The 17,135-nt window shown below is 37.1% G+C and carries 15 protein-coding genes; 2 read left to right on the top strand and 13 right to left on the bottom strand.

Annotated elements, in window-relative coordinates; translation table 11 throughout:
- Positions 1 to 6 precede the first annotated feature (6 nt).
- From PL_RS17260 to PL_RS17235, 6 genes are all read right to left on the bottom strand, one after another.
- A complete protein-coding gene (locus tag PL_RS17260) occupies positions 7 to 2,841 on the bottom strand; it encodes an MSCRAMM family protein (RefSeq protein WP_152620254.1) in 2,835 nt (944 codons plus the stop codon).
- 56 nt (positions 2,842 to 2,897) lie between these two features.
- Positions 2,898 to 3,503, bottom strand: a complete 606-nt coding sequence (locus PL_RS17255) for a LuxR C-terminal-related transcriptional regulator (protein ID WP_052496029.1) — start codon at positions 3,501 to 3,503, stop codon at positions 2,898 to 2,900.
- 129 nt (positions 3,504 to 3,632) lie between these two features.
- Positions 3,633 to 4,739, bottom strand: a complete 1,107-nt coding sequence (locus PL_RS17250) for an FAD-dependent monooxygenase (RefSeq protein ID WP_041878077.1) — start codon at positions 4,737 to 4,739, stop codon at positions 3,633 to 3,635.
- A complete protein-coding gene (locus PL_RS17245) occupies positions 4,736 to 5,905 on the bottom strand; it encodes a pyridoxal phosphate-dependent aminotransferase (protein WP_041878076.1) in 1,170 nt (389 codons plus the stop codon). Before PL_RS17245 ends, PL_RS17250 begins: the two co-directional genes overlap by 4 nt.
- Before the next feature lie 9 nt (positions 5,906 to 5,914).
- Positions 5,915 to 6,304 (bottom strand): response regulator, encoded by a 390-nt coding sequence (locus PL_RS17240; RefSeq protein ID WP_041878074.1) that lies wholly within the window; start codon positions 6,302 to 6,304, stop codon positions 5,915 to 5,917.
- 82 nt (positions 6,305 to 6,386) lie between these two features.
- Positions 6,387 to 7,895 carry a sensor histidine kinase gene (locus tag PL_RS17235; protein WP_052496028.1) on the bottom strand — a complete coding sequence of 503 codons (1,509 nt, stop codon included), beginning with the start codon at positions 7,893 to 7,895 and terminating at the stop codon, positions 6,387 to 6,389.
- Positions 7,896 to 8,155: 260 nt separating this feature from the next.
- On the opposite strand from PL_RS17235, the gene PL_RS17230 reads away from it, so the two are divergent.
- Positions 8,156 to 9,328, top strand: coding sequence for a sensor histidine kinase (locus PL_RS17230; protein ID WP_348619984.1), 1,173 nt, complete (start codon positions 8,156 to 8,158; stop codon positions 9,326 to 9,328).
- Here PL_RS17230 and PL_RS17225 read toward each other — a convergent pair.
- Both PL_RS17225 and PL_RS17220 read right to left on the bottom strand, forming a co-directional pair.
- Positions 9,288 to 10,514 carry a PAS domain S-box protein gene (locus PL_RS17225; protein WP_052496026.1) on the bottom strand — a complete coding sequence of 409 codons (1,227 nt, stop codon included), beginning with the start codon at positions 10,512 to 10,514 and terminating at the stop codon, positions 9,288 to 9,290. The genes PL_RS17230 and PL_RS17225 overlap by 41 nt on opposite strands.
- A 6-nt stretch (positions 10,515 to 10,520) precedes the next feature.
- Positions 10,521 to 11,429, bottom strand: coding sequence for a nucleotidyltransferase family protein (locus PL_RS17220; protein ID WP_348619982.1), 909 nt, complete (start codon positions 11,427 to 11,429; stop codon positions 10,521 to 10,523).
- Between the two features lie 112 nt (positions 11,430 to 11,541).
- Between PL_RS17220 and PL_RS17215 the strand changes: the two genes are divergently transcribed.
- A complete protein-coding gene (locus PL_RS17215; protein WP_041878070.1) occupies positions 11,542 to 12,123 on the top strand; it encodes a class I SAM-dependent methyltransferase in 582 nt (193 codons plus the stop codon).
- 22 nt (positions 12,124 to 12,145) lie between these two features.
- Here PL_RS17215 and PL_RS17210 read toward each other — a convergent pair whose 3' ends face one another.
- The 5 genes from PL_RS17210 to PL_RS17190 all read right to left on the bottom strand — a co-directional run bounded on the left by PL_RS17210 (position 12,146) and on the right by PL_RS17190 (position 17,081).
- Positions 12,146 to 14,080: a polysaccharide biosynthesis protein gene (locus tag PL_RS17210; RefSeq protein ID WP_041878069.1), complete on the bottom strand. Its 1,935-nt coding sequence runs from the start codon at positions 14,078 to 14,080 to the stop codon at positions 12,146 to 12,148.
- Positions 14,081 to 14,403: 323 nt separating this feature from the next.
- Positions 14,404 to 15,411: a 3-oxoacyl-ACP synthase III family protein gene (locus PL_RS17205; protein ID WP_041878068.1), complete on the bottom strand. Its 1,008-nt coding sequence runs from the start codon at positions 15,409 to 15,411 to the stop codon at positions 14,404 to 14,406.
- 5 nt (positions 15,412 to 15,416) lie between these two features.
- Complete coding sequence (locus tag PL_RS17200; protein WP_041878067.1) at positions 15,417 to 16,154, bottom strand: SDR family NAD(P)-dependent oxidoreductase; 738 nt, start codon at positions 16,152 to 16,154, stop codon at positions 15,417 to 15,419.
- 3 nt (positions 16,155 to 16,157) lie between these two features.
- On the bottom strand, positions 16,158 to 16,388 hold the full coding sequence (locus PL_RS17195) for an acyl carrier protein (RefSeq protein WP_041878066.1): 231 nt from the start codon (positions 16,386 to 16,388) through the stop codon (positions 16,158 to 16,160).
- 48 nt (positions 16,389 to 16,436) lie between these two features.
- Positions 16,437 to 17,081: an acetyltransferase gene (locus PL_RS17190; protein ID WP_041878064.1), complete on the bottom strand. Its 645-nt coding sequence runs from the start codon at positions 17,079 to 17,081 to the stop codon at positions 16,437 to 16,439.
- Positions 17,082 to 17,135 lie beyond the last annotated feature (54 nt).

Genomic DNA, 17,135 nt, shown 5'->3' with positions numbered 1-17,135 from the left:
CGTGTTCTAGAATCTGCTTATACTAACTTTCCGGCGTTCATCATGATAAAGGAAGGTTAACATCCCCACAGGAGCTCCCTGAAGTGAAACTTCTTCTTTCTCATTCTCAATAGAAAAAGGCATACCGGCAGTTTCAATATATACTGTATAATTATTTCTTGGCAGATAAAAGCAGAAATTCCCCTGATCATCTGTTAAGGTCTGGTGGACATGACCATTGGGGTCTATTGCATTAATTTTTATTCCTGCCAGAACTGGTGCTCCGTCTATATATTTCGCAGCTTTTAATTTCAAACATCCATTCAGTGCCTGTGTTTTTACCAGCGGCACTTCTATCTTTTTACTTTTATCCAGAAAGACTACCGTTGGTTCCTGTAAGCTCCAGCCTCTTGTATTGGTTACTGTGGCGGTATAGGCCTCCTTCTTCATATCTCTGAATTCAACCACCCCCTTGCTGTTGGTCAGCGCAGCTTCTCCGTTTATCTTCACCAGGACTCCTGCTACCGGGTCTTCGCCCGCATCCCGCATTCCGTTGCTGTTATGATCTTCATAATAAGTCAGTACCAGTTTTTTTGAACCGGACCTTCCTTGTGCTCCGAACTGTTTTTCTATTCCTACCCGCAATTGTCTGTTTTCAAAATAAGGATTTTCCACATTGACAGGGGTATTCTGAGCAATGGGGATCAGTGATTTCTGTTTGGTTATTGTGTATAAAAACTCCCCGGTAAGCGCCCAGTTCCCCTTCATCATATATCTCAGATTACCGTTAACGGAGTAGTTATTACTGTGGGTAAAACCATAGTAATTATACATCCCCCCAAAGCGAAGATTAAGACTGTTTTGTAAAAGATCAAAGTGCACATTTGGCCCGAATGAATATAATCTGTACTGGTTATTTGCTGTCGCTGACAAAACATCCGAAATATAAAATGGATTTAACTGTATATAACTGCTGAAACCAAGGAATGGCATATTATAACTGGTATTGATCTTTACAGAGTGAAAAGGAGCCAGAGGTCTTTCTGAGGTATTAACGTAGGTATATCCATAGTCTGCTGTCAACGAGAAGCTGTGTATCCGCCCGCTGTAAGCCATATTCGCTGCAAAGCGCATAGATGATGATTTCCAGTCTGCATTAGCACCTGATATGTCAGTTATTGCGGAAGTTATCACCTGCTGATTCATAAAATATGGCCCGAAACCAATGAAAAGATTCCCGGCCCTGGTATTATATCCCAGTTCATAGATATACACCGCATTTTTATTAATTCCGGTATTAAATATCTGATTCAGATTATACTGATACCTGGGGTTATTGACCTGCATGCTTACATGCCCGGTCAGGGATTTATTATCTTCAAATTTCCGGGTTAAGCGAAGATCTCCCAGCAGCAGGCCCCGTCTCAATCCTGTATAATAAGGACTACTGTAATATCCGCTTCCCGAAAACTGATAATCTATATGATCCACCCCATAGTTTATTCCCGCAGAAATACCCTGTCTGGGGCTAAAACGCATCGCATTCTGTTCTTCCAGCGAATAGCCAGCTTCGAAAGAAAGAGACTGCCCTTTTTTTAACTTAACCCCTGCTTTAAGACTCAGCTGATCTGCATCAAGTCCTGTAAATGAATCATGACTATGGACATAAGTAAGTCGCCTGTCGCCCTTACCTTCCCGGGTAACCAGATTATAATCGACTGCCAGGATTTTTGCTCCGGGAATAGTTGTATTAATCTGATCATATAAAAGGAAGTTATTCTGAACACCATATACGGATAAAACTTCATCGGGGGTAAATTTCAAACTCGCCTTAACTCCTCTTCCGCCTAAATTAAAATCAATGTTCTCATATATATTTCCCATTTTAAGACCCCAGTCCTTTGTCTGGTAATCCAGATAAGTATTATAGATGTTCATACCGTCAACCCCGGGCTGATGATACTGATCTGCATTTAATCTGTACTCCAGTGATCCGTTATCTCCGGTTTTAACTTTGCCATTAGCCTGTAGCTGATAGAAAGATGAATTACTGCTCATACTTGCGTAGCGAAAGGCAATAGTATTAGCCAGTGTACCGCTATACTGATCTCCGCCCATACTTAACCTTCTGGCATTGGTTACATTCACGATACGGATTATTTTTACCGCAAGCTGGTTATTGCTGGCATCTACGGCTTGTATGGTAACTGTAAAATCTGCTGGTATACGGTTATTAATCTTATTCCTGGCCAGGAAAGGTAATAACTGCTGTGTTCCGGGCTGTAGGGTGAGATTCATAGTCTGCCCGGTAAATTCCAGTCCATCCGGGATACCGGATAGCAATAATCTAAAGGTGATGGGGACAAAACCGTTATTTGCACAGCGAACTACAACTTGTGCCTGGTTAGTCAGCTGGCTTAAATAGACTTCATTTTCTTCTGTACCAATAGTTAAACCACCAACATCGCTAAGTTGCGTCAAAAATCCGGCAGATTTCTGTACTGCAATACCTTCTTTCTGAGCAATCAGATGAAGTGCAAAAAGCTGGCTGTTACTGTTGATAGTTTGTCTGTCAGCGATATATTTTAATGGAAAGACCCGGCTTTCACCTGCTTTAAGGACCAGACTGTCGGGTAATGAGATTAAGCCTTTATACAATGATTTTTCTTTTCTATCCTGTCTGAGAATTATTGTTTCTTTTTCAAAATTTGTAATCTTCAACAAGTTGGAAAAGGTCTCGCCGCCTTTAATTTCCAGGGTATCACGTGTAAAATTATATTTTACCTGAGCGGATACACTGAGCCCGGTCAGACAGCACATAATCAGACAAAATATCTTCAAATAGCCGATTTTATGCATCATAGCAGAATGATAAAAGCATAGCTGCCTTGCAAAACAAGGAGTACCGCCTATTGAACCTATTTGAATTGAGCAAGCAATTCGCCTTTACTATTAATATTTAGCTTTTTATAGGTTCTTTTGATATACTGACGAACAGTATCCAGGGAGATTCCATACTTATAGCCTATTAATTTATAGCTAAGTCCATGCTGCAGGCCTTCAACTATCTGACGTTCTCTATAGCTCAGCTTAGATTGATAATCTACTGTATGCTGTACCTGCTGAATTACATTTCTGGAAATTGAAGGACTAAAAACAGACCCTCCACGATAGGTGGTAACTATGGTTGAAATAACATCATCCACACAGGTGTCTTTGGTCAGGTACCCCATTGCACCAGCCTTAACGCAGGCAAGCACACTGCTATGGTCCTGTATATTACTATAAACGACTACATTGGTATTTGGAAATTTACGATAAATGTCAGGAATGATATCAATTCCATTGACTTCTATGTCCAGTAAAGTGACGTTGGGTTCCTGTGATGGCTGTACTTTTTTACATTCACCCATAGACCCGATGTCAAGGGTTACTTTTAAATTATGCTGATGCTGATGATCCAGCATCACACGCATCATATTTCTGCTCTGTTGATTAGTATCAATAATTCCAACCTTAATCATAGTTTTCCCCTCCTTTACTTCATTTCGTAAATAACTTAAAATGATATGAAATAAAGTTAAGAAATACTTTAGGCGCTATTCCGTTCATTCTGTTCATTCACAGCGACAGAAGATCCACTAAAATAAAAGCTATTTTAATACGTTGCTAATGAGAGGTATAGTCCCTAAAGAAGATGGATTCAGAAACGAATCTCTTAGTTCTCTGCCCAACGTAACATGTGCTCGGATACTCTCTGCTCTGGATTGATAATATGCTGTGAATGCAGCACTTAAATCTGAATAGTTCAATATGCAATGGGACAAAGTCTTCGCATCAAGCATCGCATTGGTCGTGCCTGCACTAGTGAAAGGTAGTGCAACATGTGCAGCATCTCCTATCAGTACAACATTTTGATAGTGAAAGTGGGGAAGCAGGTCAAAATCTCTGGTATTCCAGATATAACTAGTCTGAAAATCATTATGTTTCAGGACTGTTTGCACCTCAGCAGGAAAGTCTCTTAAAAGATTGTGGCATAACTCACTGAGCCGTTCATGATATTCCCCTGATGTCCGCTCACTGATTCCTTCAGAAATATCATCCAGTAATGGATCGTACTGCATAAACCACACCATTTCTATTCCTGTTGTAGGGATAAGCCCGAATGACAGTCCCTTATTTTTTTGCTGAAACTTAGTAAACCTACCCTGAAGAGCCATAGCCAGTTCAGCATGTTCTACAATTCCAACAACCTCTTTCACTTTACCTGATTCAAACTTCACTTCTCCGAATATCTGATGACGAACAACCGAATTCGCACCGTCGGCACCGATAAAAACGTCTCCATATTCCCGTTCTCCATTCAGAAACTGAGCTGCTACGATTTGATTCTGCTCATATATAAAGTGAGAAAACACGCGGTTATTGTTTAACCTGGATTCAGGCAGGAACTGATTTAAGCAGGCTAACAGATCTGTCCGCTTAAAACACTGCCAGTCTTCCAGTGGTGTTTCAGTAATTACATACCCATTTGGATCTCTCAGTATAAAAGAATATACCGGTTTACCAGGAAGCGGATGATTACTGTTTGCTGCAAGTTCGTTCAGCACCGTAATCCCATCGTGATGCATCAGAAAAGCATGTCCGCCAACAGCTGTAAAACGCTGTCTTTCATTTACGCTTACATCAACATCATGCTGATGCAGATAGATTCCCATACATAATCCAGCAATTCCCCCACCTAAGATGACTACCTTCATAAATTATTTACCGTAGTTTTTATATTAAATAATGCTTCTCCCAGAATCTCTTCTGAAGTGGCAAAACTCATTCTGATAAATCCTTCCGCTCCTTCTCCAAACCATTCTTTAGCACCTGGTACTACCGCAACTTTAGCCTTATCCAGTAAAAGCTGATAAATTTCCTGACTACTTTTTCCGGTTCCCGTAATATCTGTAAATGCGACATAACATCCTTCCGGAGAAATACATTTAAACCCTTGTGTTGCATTTAGTTCTCTGACTGCCAGATCTCTCATTTTCTGAAGATGCACCAAAAAACCATCAAGCCAGTAGCCGCATTCATTCAATGCCGTAGTAGCCGCAACCTGCGAAAGTATATTGGCGCCATGGATAGTAGATCCATGAAGCGAAACTTCAAACAGACGATCATAATGCGCCTGATTGGAGGCCATCACCGCCCCAATCCTTAAACCAGCCAAACCATAAGATTTGCTGAAACCAGTAACGGTTACAGTCTGGTTTCGTATCTCTTCACTTAATGAAGCTATACTTGTATATTGATAAGGGGTATAAACAATATCACTCCAGATCTCATCTGATAAAATAATCAGACGGTGTTTACAGGCTATTTCACCTAGTTTAAGTAATTCATCTCTTTTAAAAACCTTTCCGGTAGGATTTAATGGATTACAAAGACAGATCATACGGGTCTTACTGGTAATTAACTTTTCCAGAAGATCAAAATCTACGTGATCAGACCCAGGTGGAATAGCAAATGGAACAGCAACACCACCCACTGCTTCAGTCGAATATCTGAAAAGAAAGTCTACAGGATCAAAAATAATTGCTTCATCACCCGCCGAAAGAAAAGCCTTACAGATTAAATAAATACCAAAAGCAGCGCTGTCTACCGGAAATATAAAATCTGCCTGAGCAGGAATCTTACGCTTGCCGGAAAAATAAGCAGCGACACTTTCCTTGAATTCAGATAATCCAGCGGGAGGACCATAGGAGAGATATCTATCTTTAGTAAATCGAATTATTGACTCAGCAATCTCAGGTGCACTCGGAAAATCCGGATCGGCTGCTGTTAATGGTATAATTCCCTCTGGGACAGTAGCCCAACGCAAATTAAATGCCCGTTTCTTTAAAAGATCCAGGTTGACAGAATGGGATTCAAACATCCTCTAAAACTATAAATTTTCCAGAATTTCCAGAAACTTTTCTTTGACCAGTGGCTTAATTATAAATTCACAAACTTCACTTATATTTTTTGATCGTTCCATCTCATGTGGGGAGATTGATGAAGAGACGATATACAATTCATTTTTCTTTACAAAAGAAGAATATATTTCCTGATATTCAGCAAGAAACTCCCAGCCATCCATAACAGGCATGTTCAGATCAAGAAAGATAATATCAGGTAATAATTCCTTTTTATCCTGAATTTCTTTAAGATGAGTAATTGCCTGTAATCCGTCTGAAAAAACTTCAACTTCTACATTTTCAGACACTTTAAGCATCGTTTTTTTTGTAAGAAATACAAAAATATCATCATCATCAATGAGATATACTTTTTTCATCAGAATGTTATTGTTTTTTAAAGGTTACGAAGCTATCATTTGCTAATATTCCTGTTCTTATTGTAATGCACAAATAGTTTCCTCACCAATTCATATTTTGATTTACAAATTCTATAGAAAAAATAGATCCCTGATCTGGAAAACTCTCCACCCAAATCTTTCCTCCCATTGCTTCTACCTGCGTTTTGGTCATAAATAACCCCAGTCCTTTGGCATCAGGATGACGGTGAAATACCTTTCCAATTTTAAAAATATTGTCTTTATGCTTAACAAGATCTATGCCCAGTCCATTATCCTGAACTGTCAGTACAATATTACCTTCTTTAACTTTAGAAGCAAGATTCAAAGACAACTGTCTTTCAGGTGATTGATATTTGATAGCATTACTGATCAGATTATAAAATATACTGGCCAGATATTTATGTGGATACAAGACTGCGGGAGCATCTTCAAAATCAACCTTAATTTTTGCTTTTGCCTTTTGAATTTCGACATACAATCCATCAAGGGCTTCCTGCAGACAGGTACTGAAATTAAGTCTGTCTAATTTAATATCTCTGTCCAGTCTGATCTGTATAGATTCTACCAGTTCATTAAACGTGCTCTTCAGATTTTCGATTACAGGTTCCAGTTTTGAAACCAGCAACTTCTGTTCTTCAGCATCTTCAGCTTCCTGTATAAATTCTGCAAGCATAGCCATATTAATTAATGGCCCCCGCAAATTATGCGAAACTACATTACAGAAATCTATCAGCTGAGTATTCTGAATAGCAAGCTGTTCCATGATCATGGTTTGTTTTTCTTCCAGGAGTTTACGTTCAGTGATGTCTATTCCAAAACCAATAACCATGATAAAATTTCCATTCTCATCATGCATTGGGAACATTCTACGTAAAAAAGTGATCGTATTTCCGTCCGGATCTTTCTGGCTTTCTTCCCAGCCAATGGCTTTTCCTGTATTTTTCACTTCCAGGAACTGCTCGCGTCTGGCTTCAGCGATCTTTGGATCACGGTTTCTGAAAGCACCGTATTCAAAATCATCTTTTCCGATAATGTATTTCCTGTATTCTTCGTTCTTAATCGCCATAGGATTAGCGAAAAGATACTTATGATCGGCATCAAAAACCACGATATCCTGGGGAATATTATTCAGGATACTTTCATAAAATTCTTTGATACTATTATTAATTACCGGGAGTTTCAATTGTAGCAAACTGGTAACCTGCTGCGCCAGCAATGCAAGACCTTTATGCTGCTCCTGATTTAATGTGACCTGTACTGGACCTGCGACACTTAAATGCCCGATAACCAGATTCTTGTTGACGACTATAGGAATAGCCACAAAAAAAGGAAAGGTATCAGTCGCAGAATTATCTCTTGATGTTTCTTTCAGCTCAATACCAAGTTTTGCTTTATACCAGATCCTGTCTTTATCTACAAAAGTAATAGCAGAAACCGGTGCCTGCGCTATAATAGCAGCGAGTTTGACGATATTATCAAACTCCTGTTCTTCACCAGTATCCAAAATTTCCAACACATAAAGCGCAGCAATTCTGTCAGCTTCATTCCTAAGTGATGGGATATTAATCATATGCAGGTTTCAGTCAACAATTTTGACGATACAAAGCTACTTATTAGATTTATTCTTTTGTCAAAAAGAAAAAGCCTTGTGATCATTTATCCAAGATAGAATTTTTTCTCCACATTCAATCCTGCTCAAAAGTAAACAGTTGTTCTTTTTATTCATCATCTCTATAATTATGTGAATAAAGCTCGGTCATTTTATTCATTATCTACAAAAAAATTAAGAAATTGTCAGGATGTTTGAATATTTTAGAGTTTTAAATGGTTATGAGACAAAACTTTAGATATGATACAGGATATAAGACCAAGCATATGATAGCTTACGCTGAGATGAACGAAAACTTTCTCTCTATCATTGAAAAGTGCAACGATTTAATATTTTTCACCAAAAAAAACGGAGATTTTATTCACGTAACTACAGCTGCTGAACAACTATTTGGATTTAGCAACGATGAGTTCCTTCAAACTAATATTACAGATCATATACACCCTGAAGATTTAAGTAACGTAAGAGAAAGATTTCATCTGTTACTCTCCAGTCCGGGTTCAACTGTAAATTTAAAATTGAGGAACAGAACCAGTCACGGGGAGTATCTCTGGATAGAAGGCACCGCGACAAATATGCTGGATGATAGCATGCAGGCTCTGATGATAAGATTCAATGATATCACTGAGCGGATAAACAGCGAAAACGAACAAACTTTACTTATTCAGGAGTTTACAAAAAGGAATCAGGATCTTAATCAGTTTGTTTATATCATCTCTCATAACCTGAGGACACCATTAGCCAACCTGATCGGCCTCATTAATATACTGGAAATTGATCTGCTTGATGATTATAATAAAGGAATAGTTGATCTGTTTAAATGCTCCACGGACAGACTAAGTGAAACAGTTTTTGATCTCACACATATCCTGACACTTAAAGATAACCAGGGTGTAAAGGTCACAAAAGTTAATGTACAGAAGATATTTGAAAAAGTATGCCATTCATTCAATGAGCAAATCAAACAGCTTGGCGTGATACTAACTTCCAATTTTGATTGTAATCATATCCTTTTTAATAAGAGTTATCTGGAAAGCATATTAATGAATCTTTTGTCAAATGCGATTAAATATCGCCTGCATAGCAGACAGCTAGAGATTAAAGTATCCTTAACCAGAGATGAGCAGAATACCTGCACATTAACCTTTTCAGATAATGGGATGGGTATTGATATGAAGAGTAATAAAGATAAGCTATTTGGGCTCCATCAACGTTTCCATAATCATATTACCGGAAATGGTGTAGGTCTGTTTATTACGAAATCTCAGATCACATCTCTGGGGGGCAGTATAGATGTCACCAGCAAAGTTAATCATGGAACAACCTTTATTATTACTTTCAGAGGTGAAGCTCTTAACTTGTTAAACCAGATCCGCCAGCCTGCCCAACAATAGATTTTATGGCCATATTTAGCTTCTGAGATGAATCATTCAGAAAATTTAAGGTTTCTTGTGTGTCTTCTCCCGGATATTTGATTAAAAATTCTGTCAAACTCATAATATTTGCCAGAGGAGCTCTAACCATGTGGCTTTGTATCCATGCAATTTCTTTAAGATCCCTGTTCTGACGTTCAATTTCTTTAATATAATTTATCCGCTCAGATACATCCGTAGCTAATACCAAACGGGCTTCTCTTTCTTCAAAACGAATTGTATTCGTTTCTATTTCTACCGGAAAAACTTCTTTATTTTTATTAATATGAATTAATATCCCAGAATAATCCCTGTTCTTAATCATACTATGCAAATCCATCAATTTGCTGCTTTCAGATTGTGGTCTTATATCCACAATATTCATCTGAAGGAATTCTTCTTTAGTATAGCCGTATTTATTACATGCAGCTTCGTTTGCATGAAGGAAATTACCGTTCTCCATATCAAATACATACATTGGAACAGGGTTCGCTTCAAAAGTATTCCGAAAATAACGCTCTGATGCATCGAGTCTGGAGATCAGACTGGCCTCTTTTTTTATGGTTTGCTCTAAACCATTTAAGACCTTGCTAATCAACATCACGCTAATCAGACTTACAAAGATAAGGTTACCGGAATAAGAAGCCCATAAAGGGAGATCATAACTCTGCAGCAGAGGGCTCTCAAATAGCTTATACTGGATCACAGCACCAAAACCGGCACATATCAATACATTCAACCCCACAAGCCAGTAAGCAGCCGGACGTGGAAAAATCATTGCAGAGAATATGGTAATAATAATCAGATAAAGGACGCCTGGGCCCTCAGAACCCAAAACAGCTATATAAATGATCGCCAGCACGTACAGAAGAAAAAGTGCTAATATTTTCCTGGTATGAATCATGATTTTCTTGTTGAAAATAATAGATAATAAAGCAAATACAAAAACAATGTTGAACCACTGTACAATAGTGCTACCTGCAAAAAAGCCGAAAGTCACAGAAGAAACAAATGCTATGATACTAACGACAAACCCATAGCTGATTATATTCGTAAAAAGTCGTTTGCGCCAAAAAACATGTTCCTCTTCTGAAGGATCAGAATTCCTCAGTACCGCCTGCTCTATCTGACGTTTAACTCTCCACCAATATTTTCTAAGTGAAAACATACCTTTCTATGCCCAAAGATTAACCGGATAAACTCCTTCGTCTGCAAGCTTCTGCAGCGCTACCTTAACTACTGGTGCATCTTCTTTGAAGGTTACCCCAAACCATTTAGCTTGTGTTGGAATCATCTTAACAACTCCCTGACCAGATTTAATCAGTATGTCTGCCACCTCAGGAATAAGGAATTCAGCTTTAAGATTATTTGTATTCTCATCCAGGAACTTATAGTACTCTGCTTCAGACCAGTTCACAAAATCGGGTGTAAAACAAAAAAAGTTCATACTTACCTTGGTATCCAATGGCAATTCTGTAACAGTGTCCCCGGTTTTTGTATAGGCTTTACCAGCTTCCTTATAAATCTCCCTGCGTTCGGTAATACCTGTAATTTCGTTCTGATCATTTACATTAATTTCACCACGGGTCACCGATCCATTATCACTTAATGTATTCTTCAGCTCATAACCGATACAAGCATATTTATCTTCCTTTATTTCTGTAGTCAGAAAGTTATAGGCTTGTTTAAAGGCATCGAAACCATAGAAATCATCCGCATTGATTACTGCAAATGGTCCGTCCAGTATATCCTTGCAACATAATAATGCATGTGAGGTTCCGAAAGGTTTTGTTCTGTCCGCAGGAATCTGTCTCCCACCGCTAAAACTTTCCAGTGACTGATATACATATCCGGTTGAAATTTTACCATTTAATTTTGGTTCTATAACTTCTTTAAATGCAGCCGAGAATTCTTCTCTTATAATAAAGATAACTTTCCCGAATCCCGCTTTTATTGCATCATAAATAGAATATTCCATTATGGTTTCTCCCGAAGGACCAAAAGATTCAGTTTGCTTGTTTCCTCCATATCTGCTGGCCATGCCTGCAGCTAAAATGACAAGAGAAGTTTTTTTTATATCCATAGAATTTTAAATAATTGAATACAAAACAGCAAAAGTTACTCCATCTTTTTTCATGAAGCTTAATCGCATTAATAAAATTACGCTGTACCTTTGTTAGTGGCAGAAAATTATTATGATTGACAATTTTTCAAGCGATACAGCATTTGATAGTTTATACTCACTGAGAGCCCAACAGTTGTCTTCTATTCACTGGACTCCCATTGATATTGCAATAAAGGCTGCTACACACCTTACAGGTGGTATCACTGGTAAAAACATTCTTGATATTGGAAGTGGTGTTGGTAAATTTTGCATAGTGGCTGCCCATATTTTTCCTGATTACATTTTTCATGGTGTGGAGCAGAGGAAGGCGCTCGTAGACGAGGCAATTATTGCCCAAAATGCAACAAAGACTACTAATGTAAACTTCATTCATGCTAATTTTAATGAACTGGATATGAAAGATTATGATCATATCTATTTCTACAATTCTTTCAGTGAAAACCTGTTTCACTATAAACCAATAGATAATCTGATTAATATCTCTGAAGAGATCTACAATGAATATCTCTCCCAGTTCTATGAGCTGCTGGAACAGAAGCCCTCAGGCACACGTCTTGCGACCTATCACTGCAACAATGAATATGTTCCACCATCTTATAAAAGAGTGCAGCATATTACAGGTGAAGCATTAAAACTTTGGATTAAAAAATAGATACAGAGCTGATATCTTATTTTTAAGATTTCACATCCAAATCCTCAAAAATAGAATTCTTACTCTTATACTCTTTGACTAATTCTTTCATGAGTGTAACTACCTGGAGGTCATCACATCTTTTAGCATGCTCTATAAGAGCATAAATCTGAAGCTGGATCTCATCAAACGCATATTCTCTTACTTTACCTATCATAATCTTTTCATGATGTGTAGGCATCGTATTTTCATTATCATTTAACAATTCTTCAAATAATTTTTCTCCGGGCCTTAATCCTGAGTACTCAATCTGGATATCCTGATTTGGAACAAGGCCAGCCAATTGAATCATCTTTTTAGCGAGGTCCACGATTTTCACCGATTTCCCCATATCAAAGATAAAGATCTCACCACCATCACCCATACAGCCTGCTTCCAGTACCAGACGACAAGCCTCCGGGATAGTCATAAAATAACGGGTTATTTCAGGGTGAGTAACAGTAACCGGCCCTCCTTTTTCAATCTGCTGCTTGAATCGTGGGATCACAGAGCCATTGGAACCTAAAACATTCCCAAAGCGGGTAGTGATAAATTTAGTAATCGGCTTAATATCCAATTCGTTGATATAACTTAATCCGTTACTGAAAATATGATTATTGTTATGCAGAGAATTGTTAAGAGATTGAACATAGATTTCAGCAATTCTCTTTGAGGCTCCCATTACATTAGTAGGATTTACAGCTTTATCAGTGGAAATCATTACAAATTTCTGAACCCCGTATTTAACCGCCTTATCTGCGATCGTTTTTGTACCTAATACGTTAGTTTTAATAGCCTCACAAGGATTATCTTCCATCAGCGGTACATGTTTGTATGCGCCGGCATGGTAGACGTAGTGAGGCTTAAAAGTACTGAACAGGTGTTCCATCCTTTTTTCATCTCTAACGTCCCCTATAAAAGCATGGAAATTTTGATTTTTGGCAGTTTCAGTTAATTCAAGATATAACTCATGCAAGGCAGTTTCAGACTGATCACAAAGAATAATCAATCCTATCTCAAACTTAGTCAGCTGACGAACAATTTCACTTCCTATTGAACCTGCTGCTCCGGTTATAAGTATTCGTTTGTTTTTAAGCTGATGTCCGATTCCTTCAATATCAATATGAATAGACTTACGATCCAGTAAATCTTCGATGTTTAATTTCTTAATCTGAGTTGGTTGTAACTTCCCGTCCGTCCATACATTCGGCGGAGGAATGTTTAAGACTTTTATTCCATTTTCAAGACAGACGTCTACGATTTGGTTTTTTCTTTCTTTAGGGATCGTGTATGAAGCGAAAATGATTTCATCGAGCTGATGCTCTACGATCAGATTTACCAGATCTTTAGCATCAAGGATTTTGATCCCGTCAATGGTCTTACCCATTTTTCGTTGATCATCATCTACAAAGGCTATAATATTTTTATTGACATTAGGATCATGATCAAAAGTTCTTTTGGTAGCGACACCTGCTTCTCCGGCACCATATATCATTACTCTGATCTTATCAAGCTTTAAATTTTTGATATAGATAAAGAAATACTTGATCAGAACACGATAGGTGATTAAAAGCAGAAAGCTGGAAAGACCATTGATAATAAGAATACTATTTGGAATTATTGCCAGATTACCAGTAGCAACGAATGCCATATTAACCAGAAAAAATGTACTGTTAATTACAATAACTGCATATAAGATACGGAAAGTATCCTGAGCACTTGTATATCTGATAATACCAGAGAAGGTTTTCACCTTTAGGAAAACTAATGTACTGATGACAGTAGTAACCAATACATTTCTGCTAAACTCTAAATAATCTAAAGTAGATAAATCAAAATTTCTTTTGATTAGATATGCCAATGTCAACGATATAAAACATATCGTTAAATCAAGCGTAAATATTATCCATCTGGGTACTATGTTTATCTGACTGAACAAGATTTTATATTTTAATAATCTACAAATTTAATCAAAAAATCATACCAAGTTCAAATTATCCAATTTCATTTATCCCGTCACCAATCTGAAAATTACCAATAAGTTATAATTCAAATGAAACAAAGTACAAAAAGATCAACTATAGATTACAAAAAGCATCATTTGACAAAAAACTCAAATAAACACCAATAATTTCATTTTTTAAATAAAGCGGGGGAGTTCAGAATTCCATCTGACCTAAATAATGAACAAGTATTTGTCCAGTGTATGTAAAATCAGTATATAAAATTGGAATAATTTCCATTTCCTCTAAGTATTGCGCACTATTGCATTTTAAGTACACAACCGCCCCAGGAATATCCGACGCCAAAACCAGCCAGCAAGATATTTCCACTTAAATCACCGGAATTTATAGCTTCTTTTAATGCTATGGGGATCGTAGAAGAAACAGTATTACCACAGTCTTTCAAAAAATAGAAAAACTTTTCTTCTTCTATATTTATCTTTTTCCGGAGATGATTAAGCATGTATTTATTAGCCTGATGAAAAATATACATACTAATATCTGAAGGCTGTAAACTATTACCAGATAAAACATTCTGAACTAATTTTGGCACTGCGCCAGAAGTGAAACCAAATATTTCCCCTCCGTTCATATATAATTTCCCAGGGTTATTTACATTTCCAAACTCGTCAGTAATGTCGTCTTTTTCATTACTTAAACCTGGAAATCTAATTCCACCTTTTTTCACAATTAAATTTTCAGCTCCTTTACCATCAGTTCCGAAATTGAACTCTGCAATTTCAGCGAAACCATCATCAGCACAAATCAGAGTTGCTGATGCTCCATCACCGAAAATAGTCAGATTACTTTTATCTTTAGGATGTATAAATTTACTATAGGTTTCTGCAGTCAGGAATAAAATATTCTTCGCTATCCCCGAAAGCACCAGTCCTTTAGCTAACCCTAACCCATAAATATAGCCAGAACACCCAAGATTAAAATCCAGGGCCCCGCATGAAGTTGGAATCCCCAGTTTATTTTGAATGATACAAGCTGTGGTAGGTAAGATATAATCCGGACTTTGTGTACAAAGAAGAATAAAATCAATAGTATTCCGATCGATATCATAATCTGAAAACAGCTTTTCGGCAGCCTTAATAGCCATATCTGATGAAAATTCATCAACCTCAGCAATGTGACGGTTATATATTCCGGTTTTACCCGAAATTTTTTCTACTGACCATTCAGGAAAAAGCTCGTTTATTTCTTCGTTCCCTAAATTAGTCTCAGGCAGATAGTAAGCTATCGCTTTTATTTTTGCTTTCATCAGTATTATTTCAGCGTTAAGCCTCCATCTAAAATTAACTCAGACCCGGTCATCCATTTGCTCGCATCACTCAAAAGATAAATAACTGATCCAGCTACATCTATTGGTGTCCCATATCCAAGAGGATAGGCCTTTTCAGCATCATTAACAGAGGCATCAGAAATCACTTCAATAGCCTTTTCAGTCATCTTCGTTACAATTATCCCTGGAGAAATACTATTAGATCTGATTTTTTGATTTGCCAGTTCCGATGCTATAACTTTCGAATATGCATTTATTGCTGCTTTCGAAGAAGCATATAGTGCTGTACCGGATACACCTAGTTTTGATGAAACTGAAGAAATAAACACTAAAGAGCCCATTTTATTAATCAACTTATTTTTAATAAGCTGCTGGCTTAGAAATACGACACTTTTAAAATTAAGATCAAATATTTTAATCATTTTCTCTTCAGTAATGAATTTGACCGGTGTATAATCTATTACACCTGCATTAAAGACTATTCCGTCAAATTTTATGGAATTACTTACAAATTCACATATTTCCTTATAACTGGATAAATCGAAGAGATGATAAGAATGTCCTTCTCCTTCAAGGAGATCTAATGTTTCTTTGATACGATTAATATCACGACCAACGGCCACTACTTTACCCCCAAAATTTGAGATAGAAATAGCTATTTGCCGTCCTATACCAGAAGAGGCCCCAGTAACAAGAAATGTTTTACCTTGTAGTGAGAACATAATTTAGACTTTCGAATTAATTATGTTTAATAAATCTGTTAAAGTTGTTGAGTTTTTAAGGTCCTCTGCAGTTATATTAACTCCATACTCCTCGTCAACCATTGCCATTATTGATAATGCAGTTAAAGAACTCCATTCATCAAGATCTTTAAATTTAGTGTCCATCTGAATTAATTCAGAATCCGTTTCATCAAATTGAAGTGCAAAATTATTCACAAATTTTTGTTCTTCCATATACTTATCTTGAGCTTTCTTTAAATAAATTTTATTGAGTTACTTATTCTAATCATGAAATTTAACTGGTTTCGCAGGAATACCAACTGCCGTACAGTTTGCAGGGAGAGATTTATAGACAACAGCTCCTGCACCCACAATTGTATTTTCTCCTATTTCCAGTTGATTAATAATTTTCGCACCAGTCCCTACATAAACAGACTGTTTTATCTTAACCTCTCCGGAGACATTAACAGATGGCATGAACGAGCAATAATCTTCAATTATGGTATCATGGCCAACAGTACAACCAAGGTTAAATATTACATGCCTGCCGATATTAATGTTCACTGTTATAATACTTCCGGCACAAATAATAGATCCTTCACCTATAGTGACATCGTCACTGCCAATTATAACATTAGGGTGAATTAATGTCGCATATGATATAAATGGATTATCTATTATACTCAGTAACTTCTTTTTTAAAGATGGTAATCCAATTGCAGCTACAACAAATAATTCTTCGTCAACTTTATTCAGGTTCTCTATCGGACCCAGAACAGGATACCCGTTGATCAAGGTAGAAGGAGTTACGCCATCAGCATAATAACCTAATAAGTTATATTCTTTCGACTGATTATTTATCTGGTCTATTAACATCTTAACTTCTCGTCCAAATCCTCCAGCACCTATTATTGCAATATTTTTCATTTTTGTTTATGTAATAAATCTACGAGATAAGTTATCTTCTCTACTAATACTATA

This window comes from Pedobacter lusitanus (assembly GCF_040026395.1).
Taxonomy (GTDB): Bacteria; Bacteroidota; Bacteroidia; order Sphingobacteriales; family Sphingobacteriaceae; genus Pedobacter; species Pedobacter lusitanus.
The sequence above is the reverse complement of the archived record's forward strand: the minus strand, read 5'-3'. Positions and strand labels throughout refer to the sequence as shown.

Coding starts and splice junctions, on each gene's coding strand:
- PL_RS17260 (WP_152620254.1), bottom strand. CDS start 2,841: ATGATGCATAAAATCGGCTATTTGAAGATATTTTGTCTGATTATGTGC.
- PL_RS17255 (WP_052496029.1), bottom strand. CDS start 3,503: ATGATTAAGGTTGGAATTATTGATACTAATCAACAGAGCAGAAATATG.
- PL_RS17250 (WP_041878077.1), bottom strand. CDS start 4,739: ATGAAGGTAGTCATCTTAGGTGGGGGAATTGCTGGATTATGTATGGGA.
- PL_RS17245 (WP_041878076.1), bottom strand. CDS start 5,905: ATGTTTGAATCCCATTCTGTCAACCTGGATCTTTTAAAGAAACGGGCA.
- PL_RS17240 (WP_041878074.1), bottom strand. CDS start 6,304: ATGAAAAAAGTATATCTCATTGATGATGATGATATTTTTGTATTTCTT.
- PL_RS17235 (WP_052496028.1), bottom strand. CDS start 7,895: ATGATTAATATCCCATCACTTAGGAATGAAGCTGACAGAATTGCTGCG.
- PL_RS17230 (WP_348619984.1), top strand. CDS start 8,156: ATGAGACAAAACTTTAGATATGATACAGGATATAAGACCAAGCATATG.
- PL_RS17225 (WP_052496026.1), bottom strand. CDS start 10,514: ATGTTTTCACTTAGAAAATATTGGTGGAGAGTTAAACGTCAGATAGAG.
- PL_RS17220 (WP_348619982.1), bottom strand. CDS start 11,429: ATGGATATAAAAAAAACTTCTCTTGTCATTTTAGCTGCAGGCATGGCC.
- PL_RS17215 (WP_041878070.1), top strand. CDS start 11,542: ATGATTGACAATTTTTCAAGCGATACAGCATTTGATAGTTTATACTCA.
- PL_RS17205 (WP_041878068.1), bottom strand. CDS start 15,411: ATGAAAGCAAAAATAAAAGCGATAGCTTACTATCTGCCTGAGACTAAT.
- PL_RS17200 (WP_041878067.1), bottom strand. CDS start 16,154: ATGTTCTCACTACAAGGTAAAACATTTCTTGTTACTGGGGCCTCTTCT.
- PL_RS17195 (WP_041878066.1), bottom strand. CDS start 16,388: ATGGAAGAACAAAAATTTGTGAATAATTTTGCACTTCAATTTGATGAA.
- PL_RS17190 (WP_041878064.1), bottom strand. CDS start 17,081: ATGAAAAATATTGCAATAATAGGTGCTGGAGGATTTGGACGAGAAGTT.